The sequence below is a fragment of the Xanthomonas sp. AC360 genome (assembly GCF_979258225.1).
Window position 1 is genome coordinate 2,062,501 of the sequence record NZ_OZ409846.1, and the last position, 18,872, is coordinate 2,081,372.

General features: G+C 64.1%; 12 protein-coding genes, 1 other RNA gene and 1 pseudogene. 9 read left to right on the plus strand and 5 right to left on the minus strand.

All coding sequences use genetic code 11. The features are described 5' to 3' along the window. Positions 1-380 precede the first annotated feature (380 nt). Together ACZZ0O_RS08855 and groL are read left to right on the plus strand one after the other, a co-directional pair. Positions 381-668 carry a co-chaperone GroES gene (locus tag ACZZ0O_RS08855; RefSeq protein WP_055853130.1) on the plus strand — a complete coding sequence of 96 codons (288 nt, stop codon included), beginning with the start codon at positions 381-383 and terminating at the stop codon, positions 666-668. Positions 669-815: 147 nt separating this feature from the next. Next, positions 816-2,456 carry a chaperonin GroEL gene (groL, locus tag ACZZ0O_RS08860; protein ID WP_055853127.1) on the plus strand — a complete coding sequence of 547 codons (1,641 nt, stop codon included), beginning with the start codon at positions 816-818 and terminating at the stop codon, positions 2,454-2,456. 206 nt (positions 2,457-2,662) lie between these two features. On the opposite strand, the gene ACZZ0O_RS08865 is transcribed toward groL, so the two are convergent. The 3 genes from ACZZ0O_RS08865 to ACZZ0O_RS08875 all read right to left on the minus strand — a co-directional run bounded on the left by ACZZ0O_RS08865 (position 2,663) and on the right by ACZZ0O_RS08875 (position 4,780). Continuing rightward, complete coding sequence (locus ACZZ0O_RS08865) at positions 2,663-3,466, minus strand: S1 family peptidase (RefSeq protein WP_463590567.1); 804 nt, start codon at positions 3,464-3,466, stop codon at positions 2,663-2,665. 204 nt (positions 3,467-3,670) lie between these two features. Next, positions 3,671-4,147, minus strand: coding sequence for a nuclear transport factor 2 family protein (locus ACZZ0O_RS08870; RefSeq protein ID WP_115512707.1), 477 nt, complete (start codon positions 4,145-4,147; stop codon positions 3,671-3,673). Positions 4,148-4,210: 63 nt separating this feature from the next. Next, a complete protein-coding gene (locus ACZZ0O_RS08875) occupies positions 4,211-4,780 on the minus strand; it encodes a TetR/AcrR family transcriptional regulator (protein ID WP_463592422.1) in 570 nt (189 codons plus the stop codon). A gap of 285 nt (positions 4,781-5,065) precedes the next feature. On the opposite strand from ACZZ0O_RS08875, the gene yghX reads away from it, so the two are divergent. From yghX to ACZZ0O_RS08895, 4 genes are all read left to right on the plus strand, one after another. After that, positions 5,066-5,953 carry a YghX family hydrolase gene (gene yghX / locus ACZZ0O_RS08880; protein ID WP_463590568.1) on the plus strand — a complete coding sequence of 296 codons (888 nt, stop codon included), beginning with the start codon at positions 5,066-5,068 and terminating at the stop codon, positions 5,951-5,953. Between the two features lie 693 nt (positions 5,954-6,646). Beyond that, a complete protein-coding gene (locus ACZZ0O_RS08885) occupies positions 6,647-9,460 on the plus strand; it encodes a TonB-dependent receptor plug domain-containing protein (RefSeq protein WP_463590569.1) in 2,814 nt (937 codons plus the stop codon). A gap of 16 nt (positions 9,461-9,476) precedes the next feature. Next, positions 9,477-9,899, plus strand: a complete 423-nt coding sequence (locus ACZZ0O_RS08890; RefSeq protein WP_463590570.1) for a hypothetical protein — start codon at positions 9,477-9,479, stop codon at positions 9,897-9,899. A 415-nt stretch (positions 9,900-10,314) separates the two neighbouring features. Further along, on the plus strand, positions 10,315-11,388 hold the full coding sequence (locus ACZZ0O_RS08895; protein WP_463590571.1) for a 3-deoxy-7-phosphoheptulonate synthase: 1,074 nt from the start codon (positions 10,315-10,317) through the stop codon (positions 11,386-11,388). Between the two features lie 565 nt (positions 11,389-11,953). Here the strand turns inward: ACZZ0O_RS08895 and ACZZ0O_RS08900 are convergent. Next, on the minus strand, positions 11,954-12,157 hold the full coding sequence (locus tag ACZZ0O_RS08900) for a hypothetical protein (protein WP_463590572.1): 204 nt from the start codon (positions 12,155-12,157) through the stop codon (positions 11,954-11,956). Between the two features lie 483 nt (positions 12,158-12,640). Between ACZZ0O_RS08900 and ACZZ0O_RS08905 the strand changes: the two genes are divergently transcribed. The 3 genes from ACZZ0O_RS08905 to ACZZ0O_RS08915 all read left to right on the plus strand — a co-directional run bounded on the left by ACZZ0O_RS08905 (position 12,641) and on the right by ACZZ0O_RS08915 (position 17,793). Next, positions 12,641-14,818, plus strand: a complete 2,178-nt coding sequence (locus ACZZ0O_RS08905) for a translocation/assembly module TamB domain-containing protein (RefSeq protein WP_463590573.1) — start codon at positions 12,641-12,643, stop codon at positions 14,816-14,818. A 180-nt stretch (positions 14,819-14,998) separates the two neighbouring features. Further along, a non-coding RNA gene (locus tag ACZZ0O_RS08910) (sX9 sRNA) lies at positions 14,999-15,069 on the plus strand. 303 nt (positions 15,070-15,372) lie between these two features. Next, positions 15,373-17,793 (plus strand): hypothetical protein, encoded by a 2,421-nt coding sequence (locus tag ACZZ0O_RS08915; protein WP_463592423.1) that lies wholly within the window; start codon positions 15,373-15,375, stop codon positions 17,791-17,793. A gap of 223 nt (positions 17,794-18,016) precedes the next feature. Here the strand turns inward: ACZZ0O_RS08915 and ACZZ0O_RS08920 are convergent. After that, positions 18,017-18,813, minus strand: a pseudogene (locus ACZZ0O_RS08920) (SMP-30/gluconolactonase/LRE family protein); the annotation flags it as partial. Positions 18,814-18,872: the final 59 nt, after the last annotated feature.

The following is an 18,872-nucleotide window of genomic DNA, read 5'->3' on the forward strand; positions in this document are numbered from 1 at the left end:
AACCTGGTTCCATTTTTAGAGCGAGTAGCACCGGCTGCATGTACGGTCGGTGGGCGCAGCCGCTGCCCGGAATCGGCACGCGGCGACAGTCACCGGCGCTCTGTGGCGTTGGGTCGCAACATCCAGCTCCTGCACGCCGCTCACGTTCGCCCCGACGACGGCTTGCCCGGTGTGTTTTTGCCGCGGTTCGCCCGCCGGATGAGACGGCCGGATGAAAATTTTTTGCCGCCAGCCCTTGAAAGCTGCCCGCCCAGCACAATCTCTGGCCCGCACCCGCTCTGTCGGGTTTTTTCCGCGCGCTGTGCTGGCAGTCGTCATATACGAGTGCTAACATCGCCGATAATTTCCAGACCAATCAATCACTTAAGAGGGTCTTATCTATGAGCATCAAGCCGCTTCACGACCGCGTTGTAGTCAAGCCGATCGAAGCCGACGAAGTTTCCGCCGGCGGCATCGTGATTCCTGACTCCGCCAAGGAAAAGTCCACCAAGGGTGAAGTCATCGCCATCGGCGCCGGCAAGCCCCTGGACAACGGCAGCCTGCGCGCGCCGGTGGTCAAGGTTGGCGACAAGGTCATCTACGGCCAGTACGCCGGCAGCAGCTACAAGTCCGAAGGCGTCGAGTACAAGGTGCTGCGCGAAGACGACATCCTGGCAGTCATCGGCTAATCAGGCGCTATGCGCCGGGAATCGGCAGTTGGGAATCGGGAATGGGCAAAGCGGCTAACGCCCTTCGCCATCCCACCCCGCCCCGATTCACGCTGTTGATCTACCGATTCCCCATTCCCTATTCCCCATTTCCGGAGTTACATACAAATGGCTGCTAAAGACATTCGTTTCGGTGAAGACGCACGCAACCGTATGGTGCGTGGCGTCAACATTCTTGCCAATGCCGTCAAGGCGACCCTGGGCCCGAAGGGCCGCAACGTCGTGCTCGAGAAGAGCTTCGGCGCCCCGACCATCACCAAGGACGGCGTCTCCGTCGCCAAGGAAATCGAACTGGCTGACAAGTTCGAGAACATGGGCGCGCAGATGGTGAAGGAAGTCGCGTCGCGCACCAACGACAACGCTGGCGACGGCACCACCACCGCCACCGTGTTGGCTCAGGCCCTGATCCGCGAAGGCGTCAAGGCCGTGGCTGCCGGCATGAACCCGATGGATCTGAAGCGCGGTATCGACCAGGCCGTCAAGGCTGCGGTCGTCGAGCTGAAGAACCTGTCCAAGCCCACCACCGACGACAAGGCAATTGCCCAGGTCGGCACCATCTCGGCCAACTCGGACGAATCGATCGGCAACATCATTGCCGAAGCGATGCAGAAGGTCGGCAAGGAAGGCGTGATCACGGTTGAAGAAGGTTCGGGCCTGGAAAACGAGCTGGACGTGGTCGAGGGCATGCAGTTCGATCGCGGCTACCTCTCCCCGTACTTCATCAACAACCAGCAGAGCCAGTCGGCCGACCTGGACGACCCGTTCATCCTGCTGCACGACAAGAAGATCTCCAACGTGCGCGACCTGCTGCCCGTGCTGGAAGGCGTGGCCAAGGCCGGCAAGCCGTTGCTGATCGTCGCTGAAGAAGTCGAAGGCGAAGCGCTGGCGACCCTGGTGGTCAACACCATCCGCGGCATCGTCAAGGTCGTGGCCGTCAAGGCACCGGGCTTCGGCGACCGTCGCAAGGCGATGCTGGAAGACATGGCCGTGCTGACCGGCGGTACCGTGATCTCCGAGGAAGTGGGTCTGGCGCTGGAGAAGGCCACGATCAAGGACCTGGGCCGTGCGAAGAAGGTGCAGGTCTCCAAGGAGAACACCATCATCATCGACGGCGCTGGCGATTCGGCCGCGATCGAGTCGCGCGTCGGCCAGATCAAGACCCAGATCGAAGACACCTCGTCCGATTACGACCGTGAGAAGCTGCAGGAACGCGTGGCCAAGCTGGCCGGTGGCGTTGCAGTGATCAAGGTCGGCGCATCGACCGAAATCGAAATGAAGGAAAAGAAGGCACGCGTCGAAGACGCCCTGCACGCTACCCGTGCAGCCGTCGAAGAAGGCGTGGTCCCGGGCGGCGGTGTGGCCCTGGTGCGTGCGCTGGTGGCCGTCGGTAACCTGACCGGTGCCAACGAAGACCAGACCCACGGCATCCAGATCGCCCTGCGCGCCATGGAAGCCCCGCTGCGCGAAATCGTGGCCAACGCCGGCGAAGAGCCGTCCGTGATCCTGAACAAGGTCAAGGAAGGCACCGGCAACTACGGCTACAACGCCGCCAACGGCGAGTTCGGCGACATGGTCGAATTCGGCATCCTGGACCCGACCAAGGTCACCCGTTCGGCGCTGCAGAACGCAGCCTCGATCGCCGGCCTGATGATCACCACCGAAGCCATGGTGGCCGATACACCGAAGAAGGACGAGCCGGCAATGCCGGGCGGCGGTGGCATGGGCGGCATGGGCGGCATGGATTTCTGATCCAGCCGGCTTACGCCGACACGCAACACCGCAGTCAAAAGGAGCCCCGCAGCGATGCGGGGCTCTTTTTTTGCGTGCACCGCGACGGTCATCCCGTTTGCATGACGATGCGCTATAAGCTGCGCACGCAACGCCAGGCGCAGCAGCCATGGTCAGATGTCACTGTGCCGCAAGGTCTTCGCGCGTAGACGGCTGCGCGGCCAGAGCTATGGCGACATCACGCCATCGATCCATGCGACATAGCGCGATATGCGGACGTTGTAGACCATTTGTCCGTAGAAACCCGCCTCCAGGGCGTGCTCTGGAACCGCCGTTATCCACGATCCCAGCCCAATGAGTTGCCAGGCGCCCTGCTTCTGCACAACCAGCGGGCCGCCGCTGTCGCCGCTTCCCAACACGCCTTCGAGCGGCAAACCGTGTGCGGGGGGATCGAATCGATACCAGACATAGCGATCGTTGGCTCCAGTAATGGAGTTGTAGGCCCGCCGCAACACGCCGCGATGTGGCGCGTTGGGAATCTGCCCCTCGATGCCATTACCGGTTGCCCCTTTCCCTACCAACATGGCGACTTGCGTGACCTCATCGTTGCCGCGATACAGGGCTACCGGTGCAATTTGCTTCACTGGCGTCTGCAGCTCGACCAGAGCGATGTCATCCGAACCGGCCAGAAAGGCGTGAATCCTGGAAGGATTGCCGGTCTTCAAGGCGTCCTGGCCCAGCGCGTCGGGCATGCGCTTGTAGCCTGGGTGGACGACTACGCGCGCAACTTTGTATGCGTGCCCGTCGATGGTCACCTCGGCTCCCATGCCTTCCATGGGAGCCGCGTGTGCGGCGGTGACGACCCACTTCGGGGCGATGAGAACGCCATGCCCTTCGCCTGGCATATCTGCCAGCGCCGCAAACGCAGATCGATCTACTCGATACTTTGAGTCTTCAACATCGTTACGGATGACAACTGCGTTCGCCGCGAACGGCAGCATACAAAGAGCAACTAATAACTGGCGTTTCATGTACCCGTGCGTCCTTTCATGCATCAACCTGACGGCCATCCGCAAGATTCTTGCGGTCCTCGCTTCAATATAGCCGAGCAGTTTCGACACACCACCGGATTTCTGACGAGACGGCATTCGGTAAGACGAAAGCCGGGAAATGAGGGCTGAGTCGGGGAGCAGCGCTTAGTGCCCGGCGCTTTCATGTCACGCTGCTAACGAAATTTACATGTCCAGATCGGACAGCCCCGGGTGATCATTCGGGCGACGCCCAAGAGGCCAGCGGAATTTACGGTCGCTTTCCTTGATCGGCATGTCGTTGATGCACGAGAAGCGACGCTCCATCAAACCATCCTCCCCAAACTCCCAGTTCTCATTCCCATACGAGCGGAACCAGTTGCCGGAATCGTCCCGCCACTCGTAGGCATAGCGCACTGCGATTCGGTTCTCGGTAAATGCCCACAGCTCCTTAATCAAGCGATACTCCAGCTCCTTATTCCACTTGCGAACAAGGAACTGCCGGGCTTCTTCGCGACCATTGGTGAATTCGGCACGATTGCGCCACTGGGTGTGGAGCGAATAGGCAAGCGAAACCTTGTCGGCATCGCGGGAATTCCAGCCATCCTCGGCGAGACGGACCTTCTCAATCGCCGAGTCACGCGTGAACGGCGGGAGGGGTGGACGGGTTTCATTAGCGGACATAGTGGGGCCTCCAATCGAATTGGATATGCGGGTTACTTCAACGGGGCTTTGAATCTTCAGGTTTTAGCCCCCAACCTGTTTCAACAACACCTGCGCAACGTCTCTTGCGTTGTCTGCGACGTCGTAATCACCCGTCACTCGTGACATGGTGATTGCGCCTTCCATAAGAACCAGCAATTGCCGCGCCAATGTCTCTGGACGCTCTATATGCAATTGCCCTGTGAGCTCAAGCGTGTAGTCCAGCAACTTCTGCTTGTGGAGCTTGGCGATTCTCCGGATCGGATCATCGGGATTGCCGACCTCGCCGGCTGTGTTGATGAATGCGCAGCCGCGGTAGCCTTCCGACGTAAACCACGCTTTAAGCACGGTGAACATGCTCAGAATGCGCTGCTCCGGGCTGTCGGCCTTGTCGCATTCCTGCCTGAACCAGTCGAGCCAACGCACGTCCCGCGCACTTAATGCAGCGGCCGCAATCTCGTCCTTGGTTTCAAAATGGCGGTAGATGCTCTTGCGTGCGACGCCGGAGGTTTTTACCAGAAGGTCCATGCCCATGGCATGGATGCCATTCCGATAAATGAGTTCTTCGGCCGTTGCTAGGATTCTTTGTCTGGTATCGCTCGTCGTCTTGTTCACGCGCTCAAGGTAGAACGATCGTTCTACTTCGTCAACGATCATTTCCTCGATATTTTCTGCGGTGCATTTTGCGTGGGTCTTACGTGTTCTATCGATGCCCCTGCAAAAGTAGCCGTGCTCCTAGACACATCCGACCGCGTGCTAGCCGTGCACGGGTCCTGCCGCAGTAGCACGCAAGCCGTTGTCGGGAGGGACCTGCAGACCAAGTGAAGGCAGCTTCGGCGCAGACCGTATGCTGCCTGGCGTGATCGCCCAACTCGCCAGGCCAGCTCCAGGAGAACGCCGATGCCCCGTCTGACTGCCCAGGATGTTCATCCCGCACTGCTCGAGCTCTACGACGGCTATGTGCACGGCACGCTGAGCCGGCGCGAGTTTCTCGATCGCGCCGCCGCTTTTGCGGTGGCCGGGTTGAGTGCGGCGGCGATCCTGGAAGCGATGAGTCCCGACTACGCGCTGGCCACCCAGGTGGAATTCACCGACCCGGACATCGTCGCCGAGTACATCCGGTATCCCTCGCCCAACGGGCATGGCGACGTACGTGGCTATCTGGTGCGCCCGGCCAAGACCAGCGCGCCAGTGCCGGGCGTGGTGGTGGCGCACGAGAATCGCGGGTTGAATCCGTATATCGAAGATGTAGCGCGGCGCGTGGCCAAGGCCGGCTTCGTCGCGCTGGCGCCGGATGGCCTGAGTTCGGTCGGCGGGTATCCCGGTAACGACGAGAAGGGCCGCGCGCTGCAGCAGCAGGTCGATCCCACCAAGCTGATGAATGATTTTTTCGCCGCCGTGGAGTTCTTGATGCGCCGCGAGAACAGCACCGGCAAGGTCGGCATCACCGGCTTCTGTTATGGCGGTGGGGTGGCCAATGCAGCGGCCGTGGCCTACCCCGAGCTGGCCGCCGCCGTGCCGTTCTATGGCCGTCAGCCGACCGCCGAAGAGGTCGCACGCATCCGTGCGCCGTTGCTGCTGCATTACGCGGCGCAGGACGAGCGCGTCAACGCCGGCTGGCCGGCCTATGAGGCCGCGCTCAAGGCACAGCACAAGATGTACGAGGCCCATCTCTACCCTGGTACCAATCACGGCTTCCACAACGATTCCACGCCGCGCTACGATAAGGCCGCCGCCACGCTGGCATGGGACCGAACCATTGCGTGGTTCCGCCGCTATCTGGCCTGAGTCGATGGCGCGCGTTGTTATGCGGCGTTCGTTGCACAGGCGCGGCGCATGCGCCCTGGCGTAGCTGCTCGATGCGGGCACATCGATGCGGGCACATTGAGGCTGTGAGGCATCGGGTTGTCGCGACGACGCCAGACTGCCGGCAGAACTGACGCACCGGGATTGCTGACTGCTGAGCTGTCAGTCCCCCTGGCCGGTGTGCGCGTCGCGTGCGCACTGCCAAACGCCAAGCGATCGGGAATCAGTCGAACCTTGTCACCCAGAGGACAAGCGAACAGGCGGCCAGTCGATCAGGCAAGCCGACCAAGCAGCCGACCAAGCAGCCGACCAAGCCGAAGCGTGCGACGCATCCCTTGCAGAGTGCGCCGCACTTCGCGCAATCGCGATGCGAGCGCAAGCGTGTCCAGTGGGTTCGCAAACCCAGGACCGCGATGTCGATCACACTTGCGTGACAGTGTGTTGACACCGATGTCATCGCAGCCCTAGCGTCGCTGGGCAGGCGTTTGCGCCGCGTGGTCGGGGGGCCATCGGACAAGGGGCGGCGGTGCATGCATCGCTGGCAGACGTCGTTGCAGCGCACTGCCACGCCGGCCGCGTCCGGCTTCTCCCGGGGATCTTATGAACTGCCGCAGTCATCGTCTTGCCTTGTCGATTTCCGTATCTCTTGCACTGACGGCTGCCGCAGCGCCGCTCATGGCCCAGCAAACCGAGCCGGACACACCGCGCGCTACCTCCACGCTGGACGCGGTCAGCGTCACCGGCTCGCGCATCAAGCGCGCGCAGGTCGAAGGCGCGCAGCCGGTGGTCACCATCTCCGCGCAGCAGATCCAGCAGGAAGGTTTCGCCACCGTCTACGACGTGCTCAACAGCATGAATCAGCAGGGCTCGGTGGAAGCCGATACGCAATGGGGCTCGCACACGCCCAACGCCTCGCCGATCAATCTGCGCGACCTGGGGCCGGGGCGCACCCTGCTGCTGGTCAACGGCCACCGCGTCGCCGATTACCCGCTGCCTTACGGCGGCGAAAGCAACTTTTCCAACTACAGCAATATCCCGTCCGCGGCGGTGGAGCGTATCGAGATCCTTACTGGCGGCGCCTCGGCGATCTACGGCTCGGATGCGGTGGCCGGCGTGGTCAACGTGATCCTCAAGCGCGACTACCAGGGCGACCAGGTGCGCCTGCGTGGCGGCACCGCCACCGAAGGCGGGCGCGACAGTTTCGATGTGTCGTGGGCGGGCGGGCGCACCGGCGAAAACTGGAGCGTGACCTACGCCCTGCAGGCCACGCGGCGCGACCCCTTGAGCGGCCGCGATCGCCCGGAAATGGACGACTCGGACGACATGTCCTATTCCAACTGGACCGGCCAGAACCGCCTGTATGGCTTCAATCCATTCACTGGCCTGAGCCTGGTCGATGCCAACACCAACCAGCGTCTGGCGCCGCCTGCGGGCACCTGCGCGCGCTTCGGCGGCGAGTTCGTCGATGCGCAGCGGCTGAGCTACGACCAGAACAGCGGCGCGCTCACCAATACCGGCAACTATTGCGGCGTGGCGCGCGATTACGGCGACTGGGGCCTGGTCACCGGCAGCGAAGATTATTCGGCCTATCTCTACGGCACCTGGAAGTTCGGCGAACACACCGAAGCCTGGGCCACGCTGTCGGCCAACCGCAGCATCGGGCGCTGGACCTACGACCCGCCATACGCGTATCTGGGCCCGTTCCAGGATGCGGCCACCGGGCGCTCGTTGAACCTGATCCGTCAGCTCACCCGGCGCGAAGCCGGCGGCTGGGACCGGCTGGCCAACTACAACAAGGAACAGTCCTGGGATCTCAGCGCCGGCCTGCGCGGGGTCTGGGCCGACCGCTTCGATTGGGAGTTGAGCGTGGGCCGCTCGCGCTACACCGTGGACGAATACATCCGCACCGTGGATACCGCGCGTGCCACCGAGTACTTCCTCGGCAGCCCCACCGGCACCGCGGCCGATGGCTCGCCCATCTATGCGATCAACGAAGCGCGCCTGTACGCACCGCTGTCGTCGGACCAGTACGACGACCTGGTCGCCAAATCGCACAACGCTGCGTATTCCTGGGTGAATCAGGCCAGTTTCAGCCTCAGCGGCGATCTGGTGCAGGGCTGGGCCGGACCGATCCGCTTCGCCACCGTGGCCGAAGTCGCCAAGCAGGGCTATCAACTGTCGCCGGACCCGTGCGCCAACGAGTGCTACCCGGTGGATGTGGTCGATAGCGGCGGCGGCGAACGCGTGCGCAGCTCGGCCGGCCTGGAATTCCAGATCCCGTTGCTGTCCACGTTGAGCGCGAATGTGGCCGGTCGCTACGACCGCTATGGCAGTTACCGGTCGTCGGCCGCCATCGCCACCGATGTCGGCACGCAAAGCGATACCACCTGGAGCGCGGGCTTGGAATGGCGCCCGGTCGAGAGCCTGTTGTTGCGTAGCACGCTGGCCACCAGCTTCCGCGCGCCGGACATGCACTACGTGCTCGGCGAACCCAGCTCCACCAACCAGACCGTGATCGATCAATACCGCTGCATTTCCTCAGGCGCCTACCTCACCGGCGGCTGCAACGACGAAAACAACGACATCTACTACACCGTGGATGTGAATCGGCGCGGCACCCCGGATCTACGCTCGGAAACCGGCCGCTCGTTCACTGGCGGAGTGGTGTGGGATATCGCGCAAGGGGTGTCGCTGAGCGTGGATTACTACCGCATCCAGCTGGAGGAAATGATCAAGGATCTGGACCGCGACGAGATCCTGTCCGCCGAAGCCGGCTGCCGCACCGGCACCACCGTCAGCGGTGGCGCCTGGAACAACCCCGGCGGTGCGGGCTATTGCGACACCATCACCTCGCGCGTGGTGCGCAATGCCGACGGCACCATCGCCAGCATCGAGCGCGGCCCGATCAACCTGGCGCAGATGGAAACCTCCGGCATCGATGCATCGCTGAAATATCGTCTAGCCACCGCCGGCTGGGGCAACTTCCAGCTGTCGCTGGATTACAACAACCTGATCGCCTATCGCGAACAGATCTACCGCACCGACAGCGACGAAAACCGCCGCGACGAACGCGTGCGCAGCCGGGTGCGTGGCAGCGTGCATTGGGACAACGGCGGCGCCTGGGACTGGACGGTGTACTTCCGCCGGCTTGGCTCGATGCGTGCGGTCAATTGGGGCACCTGCGCGCGCTTCGACGATGGCTACCAGCCCAGCGCATCGGACCAATGCCTGGTAACCGACACCGCCAACGTGCATCTGGGCGAGAGCAGCAAGCGCTACTTCGGTCGCGTGGGCCCGGCGATCTACTGGAACCTCAGCACCGGCTACAAGATCACCGACCACGCCAAGGTCAACTTCTACGTCAACAACGTGTTCAACGAAGTGGGCTACGAGAACAAGGAGCGCTTTTACGGCTACGGGTTCTACAACACCACCTTGTTCAACCCGATCGGCCGCGAAGTCGCAGCGGAGTATGTGTTTACGTTTTGAGTGATGTGGTTGCTGCATGCACACCACGTCACGGCATGATCGCTGTGGCGTGGTGCGCGGTGGCGCGGTCGATCAAGCTAGCGCGATGCTGTTTGGTGCAAGCATCGATAGCGTGCGCGGCAATGCAGTGAACAGCGGCTGCAAGGTCAAGGTGCAAGCGGACGCGGCGCATAGCAGTGCAATGACGATCGGCTGCAACCCGACATTAGACGGGCCGCAGTGCAGCGCTCGCGTGGATACGGATAGCAATTCCATGCTGGAGGAAAGAGGGGTTGCTGGTGGCGGTGCCGTTGCTCAACTGGCATCTGGCGAATATATGTGTCGTTGCCCGCAGCGAGATACGAATTTGGAACGCTATGTACGATCTGCTGAGTGTCACGACGCATCTGCATCCACGCATCGGATGTCGGACAAGCGGACTTGCGTACCAGTGCGTTAATCGTCCCGCCGCAGCTACGGACCGCAAGCTTTATGAAACAGCCGCGCCAAAAGGGCTGGTCGCACATCGCTCATCGATTGCGTCGCGCCACGCCGTCGTGGTCAACGAGGGATATGCCGGCGGGCCTTTCTCGCGTCCCGGCAGTGCATCGACTGCGATAGGGCGCACGTCCGTTGCCGATGAAACAGTGGCAACACGCAAAAACGCGTGGTATCAATGCATCCCATGAACGCACCCCGCAGCCAGTTTTATTTTTGGTACTACGGTTTTCCGATGCCGCTGGCGGAGGAAGGATTGCGCTCACCCTGAAGGAAACTTCAGCAGCATTCCCGAAAAGCCGCCAGCGCACACTGGCGGCTTTTTTGTTGCCGCTTCGCCTGGCTCCCCGATGCAACCGCCGACCCGAGACACTGTTATGCCGCCTGTGACCGATGACCTGCGTATCCGCAAGATCGAAGCCCTCGCACCGCCTTCGCAGCTGCTGTCGCTGCTGCCCTGCGATGAGCGCGCCTCCGAAACCGTCACCAACTCGCGCGCTGCGCTGCACGAGATCCTGCATGGGCGCGACGACCGCCTGGCGGTGGTGATCGGGCCCTGCTCGATCCACGACCCGGTCGCGGCGATGGAGTACGCACACCGGCTGCGCCCACTGCGCGAGCAGTTCGGCGATGCGCTGGAGATCGTGATGCGGGTGTACTTCGAAAAGCCGCGCACCACCATCGGCTGGAAGGGCCTGATCAACGATCCGGATCTGGATGGCAGCTTCCAGATCAACAAGGGGCTGCGCGTGGCGCGCGGCCTGCTGCGCGACATCAACAACCTTGGCTTGCCGGCCGGTGTGGAGTTTCTCGACATCATTTCGCCGCAATACATCGCCGACCTGGTGGCCTGGGGTGCAATCGGCGCACGCACCACCGAAAGCCAGGTGCATCGCGAAATGGCCTCGGGTCTGTCGTGCCCGGTGGGGTTCAAGAACGGCACCGGTGGTGACGTCAAGATTGCGGTGGACGCCGTGGGCGCGGCCTCGCATCCGCATCATTTCCTGGCCGTGACCAAGGACGGCCAGACCGCGGTGGCAGCGACTGCGGGCAATCCGGATTGCCATGTGATCCTGCGCGGCGGCAAGGTGCCCAACTTCGATGCGGCCAATGTGGAATCGGCCAGCCAGGTGCTCAATACCTCCGGTCTGCCGGCACGGTTGATGATCGACGCCAGCCACGCCAACAGCGGCAAGAATCCCGACAACCAGCCCAAGGTGATCGATGACATCGCGCGGCAGCTGGAAGGCGGCGAGACGCGCATCGTCGGCGTCATGGTGGAAAGCCATCTGGTCGGCGGCCGCCAGGAACTTGTCGCAGGCTGCGAGCTGACCTACGGCCAGAGCATCACCGACGGCTGCCTGGATTGGGACACTTCGGTACAGGTACTGGATCGCCTGGCGACTGCAGTGCGCGCCCGGCGCGCGCGGCGCATTGCCGAGGCTGCGTAAGCGTGCGACATCGCGTTCGCAGGCCGATGCAACGTGTTGGTTGGCTTACGGATGCGGCACCAAGTGTCGCCCGGACCCGCATCCGGCGCGACGCGCCACCTTCTCCCTACGGGAGAAGGCCAGGAGCGTTGCTTATTCGGACAGGATGAAAGCAGCGCGCATCGACAGGATGAAAGCGTCTTTCGTCCGAGAAAACCAAAGCCACTGTGCCGGCGGGAGATGGGTGGTGCGATGGTGCGCCGGAAAAACCAATCCATTCTCCTGAACCACCACACGGGCGGCCAAAGAAAAACGCCGGACCGGCGCAGGGAGCCGGTCCGGCGGATTGAACAACACCACCCACTGGTGACCCGTCGCTGCGGTGGCTAGGAGGGAGAGACGTTCTGCACCGCCAGCGAGCGGGTAGGGACGTTATCGCCCCGGAGCATGACCTGCGCATGTCGCTGCGTGGCGCCGGCAGACATGAAGTTTCGAAAGAGTTAAGCGGCGCCGCGGCGGTGCTTCACTTGCGTACATCGCTGCATGCATGGCCACGTAACCCAATAACCTGTGTATGCATGCAACGTCAGCCCAGCATGTCGCCAGGGTCGAGCCAGCGCTGGCGCCGCGCCAATGACTTAGTCAGCGTATGCGGGGTGTGCGTGCCATCGCTATCGTGATTGGCGCGTGCCACCTGGTGTCCCAGTGCATTGCGATAGCGCGGGGATACGCAATGGTCGAGCGACTGGCGCGCGTGCTGATTGGTCGTGAGCACGCGCAGATTGGCCACTGCTTGCCTTGTAGGTTCGCCGCTTCGATCCGCTGCGCTATCGCCATCGGCACCGCCTTGGGTAGCCGGTGCCGGTGAAGCCGCTCGTCGCCATGGCCTGGTCCGGTTGGGTCAGCTCGGCTGTCGCCACGGCAGACACCCGTCGGTCGCGCAGCGGCGCGTACAGGATGCGTTGCTCGGACATGGCGGGCACAGCGGCAACGGGATGCCCGTTATCGCCCGCTGCAGGCATCTGGCTGCGTGCGACCTTGATGCAATGGTCACTGGCGTCTGCTGCCAGTGAGCACGCCATCTGGAATCGCTGCGTCCATTGTCAGCCGAACGCGGCCGCGAAGCGTCACTGCGTGTCGCGCATGCATAGGCTGCAGCGGGCATTCCAGGCCCCCCTGACAGCGCCTTCACGGTATCGCGCACCCTCAGCATTCACGCCTCGCCGTCGGCGCACCCCCGATAGTGGCGGCAGACTCTTCTTCGCCTGCGCCCATGCCCTCTCTTCGCGAACGCTTTCAGCGCTGGCCCCGGCCGTGGCGGCTCGCACTGCTGGTGCTGTTGGCGCTGTACGCGCTGTATCTGCTGGCCGGCAATGTGTTTCTCAACACGCCGTTGTTCGATGCCACCACCAACCGGCAGCCGCACAAGTTCACCATGCAGACTGGCCCGGCACTGACGCTGTTCCCGGGCGAGGTGATGGCGTGGAATGTGCGGATGCGCGGGCAGGCCAACCGCACCGTGTATGTCTTCCATGCCGATCGCGCGCATGCACGCATCGCGCTGCTGGCCCTGTTCCGGCGTGAGGTCCGTCTGCCGTGGCTGCATGCCACCGGCCTGAGCGCGGACGTGGAAACCTCCGATACGCCCATCCCGCCGCCGCCACGTGGCGACCAGGGCTGGACCCTGCGCTTCGATGCGATCAGCAGCGACAGCATCCGCAGTGCGCGCGTGGGGAAACTGCTGATCGCAGGCAACGGCCACGGCAGGGTCGGCTTTCTGAAACAGCTCAAGGGCGGGCCATCGGAGCTGTTTCCGTCCGAGGCGGGCTTTACCGATGCGGTGGTCAGCTTCGATGGGGTGCAGGTCTTCAATGGCGCGCAGCTGGATGCGCAGTTCCAGTTTCCGCGCCACTACCGCGATGAAGCGCCAGGCCTGCGCAAGCTCGGTATCACCCATGCGCGCCTGCAGTTGAAGGCCAGTACGGTGGCATTGAAGATCGATACCGGTGCCCCGCACGTGGACATCCGCAGCGGGCCATCGGTCGCGCGCGTGGAGGCCGACATCACGCTGGACCGCGGCGCGCTGCAGCCGGGCAGTCACGCGGTGTGGCGGCTGCCGTTGATGGCCGGTGTCGGTGCCACCGACCGCGGCATGCTGGCGTTGCAGCTGGACGTGGCGCAGGACATCCGCGTGCAGGCGCGGTTGCCGCGCGATGCAGACACCGGCAGTGAACTGCACGCCGATCTGCGCATTGCCGGCCGCAGCATTCCCTTCCAGGAGCCGGCGCAGATCTTGCCGCGGCTATCGGGACAGGTGCAGGGGCGCTGGAAGTTCGAATCCTTGAACTGGATCGCCGAGCTGTTCGTGCGTAAGCCGTGGTTTCAGCTGGAAGGCGGCGGCCTGGTGGAAGCCGATCTACGTCTGGCGCAAGGTCGGTTGACCAGCGGCAGCAGCCTGGAGATTCCACGTGTGGAGGCGGTGGCGCAGGTGTTCGACACGCGTTTGACCGGCATCGCCAGGGCGCGCGGCCGCATCGACGATGCCGCCACCCCGCAGGCGCATCTGGATGTGAGCATTCCCACGTTCCGCGCCGCGCCACGCGATGCGCCCAAGCAGATCCTGCTGGATGGTCGCGACCTGCAGCTGGCCATGCATGGCGATGCGGAACTGGCGCGCCTGCGCGACACGCTCAAGGCGCAGCTGCGTTTCAGCGATGCGAAGGTGCCCGACCTGACGGTCTACAACCGCTATCTGTCCGGTAAGGCCGTACGCCTGCTCGGCGGCAGCGGCAGCCTGACCGGCGATGTCGCGCTCAACGCGGCCGGCGATGTCGGCAGCGGGCATGCGCATCTGCGGGGGCAGGGCGCGCATCTGGCGCTGGCCGGCGTGCAGATGCGCGGCGATGCCGATCTGCAGGCGCAGCTGCAACGCGCCGACTTCAAGAACAAGTTCTTCGACCTCAGCGGGACGCGCGTGCGTCTGCGCAACATGCGTGTGGGCGAGGACACCGCCGATACCAACTGGTGGGGCGAACTGCAGGTCGGTGCCGGCACCATCCAGGCCAGCGCACCGTTTCAGCTGGACGCCGACGCGGCGCTGCGCATGCGCGATGCCGCGCCGCTGCTGTCGGTGTTCGCGCAGCGGGCCGACTATCCGCGCTGGGTGGTGGGCTTGCTGGATTCGGGCGAGCTCGATGCCACCGGCCGCGTACGCTGGCGTAAGCAGCAACTCACGGTCGACGATCTGCAGGCAGAAAACGCGCGGCTTTCGTTGCGCGCGCGCCTGGCGTTGGACGACGACACGCGGCGCGGCAATCTGTATCTGAGTTGGGGCGTGCTCGGCGCCGGCATCGAACTGGATGGCAAGCAGCGTCAATGGCATCTGGCCGGCGCACGCGAGTGGTACGACAAGCAGCCGGGCTTGCTGCCGCCTGTATCCAGGCGGAAGTAAGCGATTGGCGAAGCGTGCTGGCGTGGCGTGGCGTGATGCTGGGTGTGGTATCCATCTTGGGCGATGCCGCGTAGATCACAGTGCGGGCCGCGCGGCGTGTGCATCAGATGGCGAAGAGCGGCTAACAAAGCGGCTGCGCTCACTGCCAGGCGAGTGCGGGCGATGCTCGGATTCGGCAGGGTGCACTCGTACACTTCGGTTCCTGTGCTTTGTCCACCCACCTGACGACTGCTCGCTACGGTGTGTTAGTCGCTCTAAGTCGTCCGGTTGCCTGATCAAGCATTGAGCGGAGCGTTTAGCGCGTGGCGTCCACGCCAAGCGCCAGGCCTCGCGGTAATCATCGCCATCGCCATCGCCACGCGCATACGCGTGCGCAGCCATGTGCCGACGATGCGCACCGCACTCACGGTCTGCTTGGCACACTGCGCGGCGCCGCCTGCGCGGTCTTGAAGGAGCCTGACGTCATGACGATGCCTGTTCGCGCCCGCTGGCGCGCATTGCCCCGCGCGCTGCGTTGGCCGTTATCGGCCGTGATCGCGCTGTATGTGGGCTACATGCTGCTGGGCAACCTGCTGCTCAACACCCCGCTCGGGCCGGCAGCGCTCAATCGCAAGCCGGACAGCTTTGCCATGCAGTGGGGCCCTGGGCTGACCTGGTGGCCGGGACGGGTGATGTTGTGGGATGTCGATCTGCAAGGCCGCTCCACCCGCAACCGCTGGAGCGTCAGTGCGCAGCGCATGAGCGGGCAGATCCGGATATTGCCCTTGCTGCATCGGCAACTGCTGGTGCCGGAACTGCATGTGCACGGTGTGCGTGCCGGCCTGCAGTCGGCACCGTCCATAGCGGATGCCCTGGGCGCAGCTCCCGCTGCTGCCGCGGTGGGTGCAAAGCCGGCAACCACGACGATGGACGCAACATCGAATGCATCCGCGACCGCTGCACCCGAGGAAGTCGCAGCGAATGCAACGCACGCGACAGCAACGCCTTCGACAGCAACAACAGCGACAGCCGCAGAACGTGCGAAGCCGACAGCAACAGCAACAGCAACAGCAACAGCAGCAACAGCAACAGCAACAGCAGCAACAGCAGCAACAGCAACAGCAACAGCAACAGCGTCGTCTCCATCGGATCAGGCGCGCAGTCCGCAATCCGCTAAGCCCCCTGCAAATCCAAACCCCGCCGCGCCGGCCTGGACACTGCAGTTCGACCGCATCGATGCCGCGCAGGTACACGCGCTATCGCTGCGCCAATTGCGGATCGAAGGCGACGGCCAGCTGCAGCTCGGTCTGTTCAAGCAGCTGCGCGGCGGGCCGATGGAACTGTTCCCATCGCATGCGGTGTTCGACAAGGCACGCGTGCAGTGGGGCAAGAGCGAACTGCTGCGCAACGGGCAGCTGCGCCTGGAAGCGAGCATTGCGCGGCATGCGCCCGACCAGGCGCGCGGGCTGGCCTTGCTGCAGCTGACCGATGCGCTGGTGGCCGTGCATGGCGACACCGCCGCGCTGGATGTCACCCGCACCGCGCAGGGCCGCCACACGGTGACCACGCGGCCGGGCAAAGGGCGTGCGGATGGCGAGTTGCGCTGGACGCGCGGCGCGTTGCAACCGGGCAGCCAGCTGCGCTGGCGCGCACCCCTGCACGACAGCACGCGAATGCCTGCCGCCTTGTTGGGCGAGCTGTCGGCGCAGTTGCAGGTGGATGACAACATGCGCCTGACCGTGAGCATGCCTGAGCCTGCCGATGCGGGGTTGACGCTGGATGCCGACCTGCGCGTGCAGGGCCGGCAGGTGCCGCTGCAGTCCATACGCGACCTGCTGCCGCGCACCTCCGGGCATGCACGGCTGCATTGGCAGCTGGCGTCACTCAGCTGGATTCCCGCGCTATTTCCGGATGTGGACTGGCTCACCTTGGAGGGCGATGGCCTGGTCGATGCGGACCTGCGCATCGCGCGTGGCCAGCTCGGTGCCGGCAGCCGGCTGCGGGTGCCGCATGTGCGCGCGCATGTCGGCGTGATGGGCCACGCGATCGATGGCCAGGCCAGTGCGGATCTGCGCGTGGATGCCGATGCCAATGGTCAGCTGTTGCCCGCGCTCGCACTGCAGATGCAGCAGTTTGCGATCGCCCACACCGACGCACCCACGCGTCCGTTCGTGCAAGGCCGCGATCTGCGTCTGGATCTGCAGACGCGCGCCGATGCACGCAACCTGGCCACCTTGCGCGATGCCACGCGTGCGCATCTGACCTTTGCCAATGCGCGTGTGCCTGATTTGCGCGCATACAACCGCTATCTGCCGCAGCAGCAGCTGCGGTTCGATGGTGGCAACGGGGTGCTTAGCGGCGATCTGCAGATCGAGCCCGGTGGGCGTATCGGCAAGGGCGGATTGCGTCTCGGTGCACGCGCGGCGCGCTTGCAGTTTGCCGGGCTCGCATTGCGTGGCGACGTGGATGCCGATCTGCGCCTGCAGCGTGGCGATCTGCGTGCGGAAAATTTTCGCCTCGATGCCAGTACGGTGCAGCTGCGCAATGTCGGATTTACCGGTCCGGATGGACAGCGCCGCGATGGCTGGTGGGCACGCATCGTGCTGGACGACACGCGCATGCAGTGGCGGCAGCCGGTCGGTGTGGATGGACGCATGCGTATCCAGGTACGCGACCTGGCGTTTTTGATGGCGCTGTACGCGCGCGACCGCTCCATTCCCAACTGGATGCTGCGGTTGGTGGATGCAGGGCAGGCGCAGGTCGTCGGTCGGGTGCATTGGCAAGGCGATACCGTCATCGTCGATCGACTGCAGGCGCGCAACGCACGTTTCCAGGTCGATGCACGGTTGCGCCTGCAAGGCACGCAGCGCAGCGGCAGCCTGCTCGCGCGCTGGGGTGTAGTGAGTGCGGCAGTCGGCCTGCGCAACGACACACCCGAGTGGCATCTGCTACGGGCGCCGGAGTGGTATCAGGCGCAGCCGGATCTGTTGCGATAACAACCGGACGCGGCAGCGTTGCGTGAAGAAAACTGGGACAGTTCTGTACCGTCTGGTGTTGTTTTGCAGTGCAGCGTGCAAGTCGGATTCGGGGCGCGCACTATGATCCTGCATCCCGACGTGGGGGAGGGAGCAAAGCCCGCTGGCAGTTCGCTGCAAGCGGGCTTTTTTATTGCCTGACGTTTGACCAGTCAAGCATGTGCAGCTCCGTAAAACCAGGGATTTACCGCAGTTCCCGCATCCACAGCGTGCTGCCGCCGCTGATGAACGGCCGCCGCTGATCCTGATCAAAGCTGCAATGACGCGGTGCGGGGGGCGATACCAGCCCCAACAGGCGTCCTTTCGGAACGAAGATGCACGTGCCTGCGCCGGAGCTGCTCCACAGCCATCCTTGCCGGCCCACGCAGAAGCTGTCGGCCAGACCGTTTGGCACCCCTGCAAAGCGGCGTCGATCGTGCAGTGCACCATCGCACCAATCCCATGCGGTGATCTCCGGTTCGCCAGGGCCGTCCTCCGGGGTTTGCGACACGTACAGCACGCGCGCGTCGGGCGAAGACGTCAAGCCATTGGGGTGATCCAGCCTGGTCATGCGCTGCAGCGGGCCAGCATCGGGCGGCCGCCGGTAGACGCTGAGGTGGTCCAGTCCCTGCGGGCTGGGCAGCCTTGGCTGGGCTTGAGCAGGCCAAACGGTGGGTCGGCGAACCAGATCGCGCCGTCGCGCGCCACGCTCGGCGCGTTGCACGACTTCAGCCGTTTGCCCTCGAAACGACTGACCAGCAAATGTGTCCGTCCAGCCGCATCGCGGCGGGTGATCGCGCGGCGGCCATGCGCGCAAGGCACCCGTTGCGCATCCACCGCATTGCCGTGGGTGAAGGCGGTGGCGTCCAGCAGCACGTCCACTGCGCCGTCTTCGCGCCAACCGAGCACGCGGCGGCCCGCCACCTCGCTCCACACCAGCGTGCGTTGCGCCTCGCACCACACCGGGCCTGGTCTGGCCTGGTCGTACAGCGTTTGCAGACGCACTCGCCTGCGTCACGCATCGCGCAGGCGGGTGCGCAGGCAGCACGCCGCATCCGGAT

Coding starts and splice junctions, on each gene's coding strand:
- ACZZ0O_RS08855 (WP_055853130.1), top strand. CDS start 381: ATGAGCATCAAGCCGCTTCACGACCGCGTTGTAGTCAAGCCGATCGAA.
- groL (WP_055853127.1), top strand. CDS start 816: ATGGCTGCTAAAGACATTCGTTTCGGTGAAGACGCACGCAACCGTATG.
- ACZZ0O_RS08865 (WP_463590567.1), bottom strand. CDS start 3,466: ATGAAACGCCAGTTATTAGTTGCTCTTTGTATGCTGCCGTTCGCGGCG.
- ACZZ0O_RS08870 (WP_115512707.1), bottom strand. CDS start 4,147: ATGTCCGCTAATGAAACCCGTCCACCCCTCCCGCCGTTCACGCGTGAC.
- yghX (WP_463590568.1), top strand. CDS start 5,066: ATGCCCCGTCTGACTGCCCAGGATGTTCATCCCGCACTGCTCGAGCTC.
- ACZZ0O_RS08885 (WP_463590569.1), top strand. CDS start 6,647: ATGGCCCAGCAAACCGAGCCGGACACACCGCGCGCTACCTCCACGCTG.
- ACZZ0O_RS08890 (WP_463590570.1), top strand. CDS start 9,477: ATGCACACCACGTCACGGCATGATCGCTGTGGCGTGGTGCGCGGTGGC.
- ACZZ0O_RS08895 (WP_463590571.1), top strand. CDS start 10,315: ATGCCGCCTGTGACCGATGACCTGCGTATCCGCAAGATCGAAGCCCTC.
- ACZZ0O_RS08905 (WP_463590573.1), top strand. CDS start 12,641: ATGCCCTCTCTTCGCGAACGCTTTCAGCGCTGGCCCCGGCCGTGGCGG.
- ACZZ0O_RS08915 (WP_463592423.1), top strand. CDS start 15,373: ATGCTGCTGGGCAACCTGCTGCTCAACACCCCGCTCGGGCCGGCAGCG.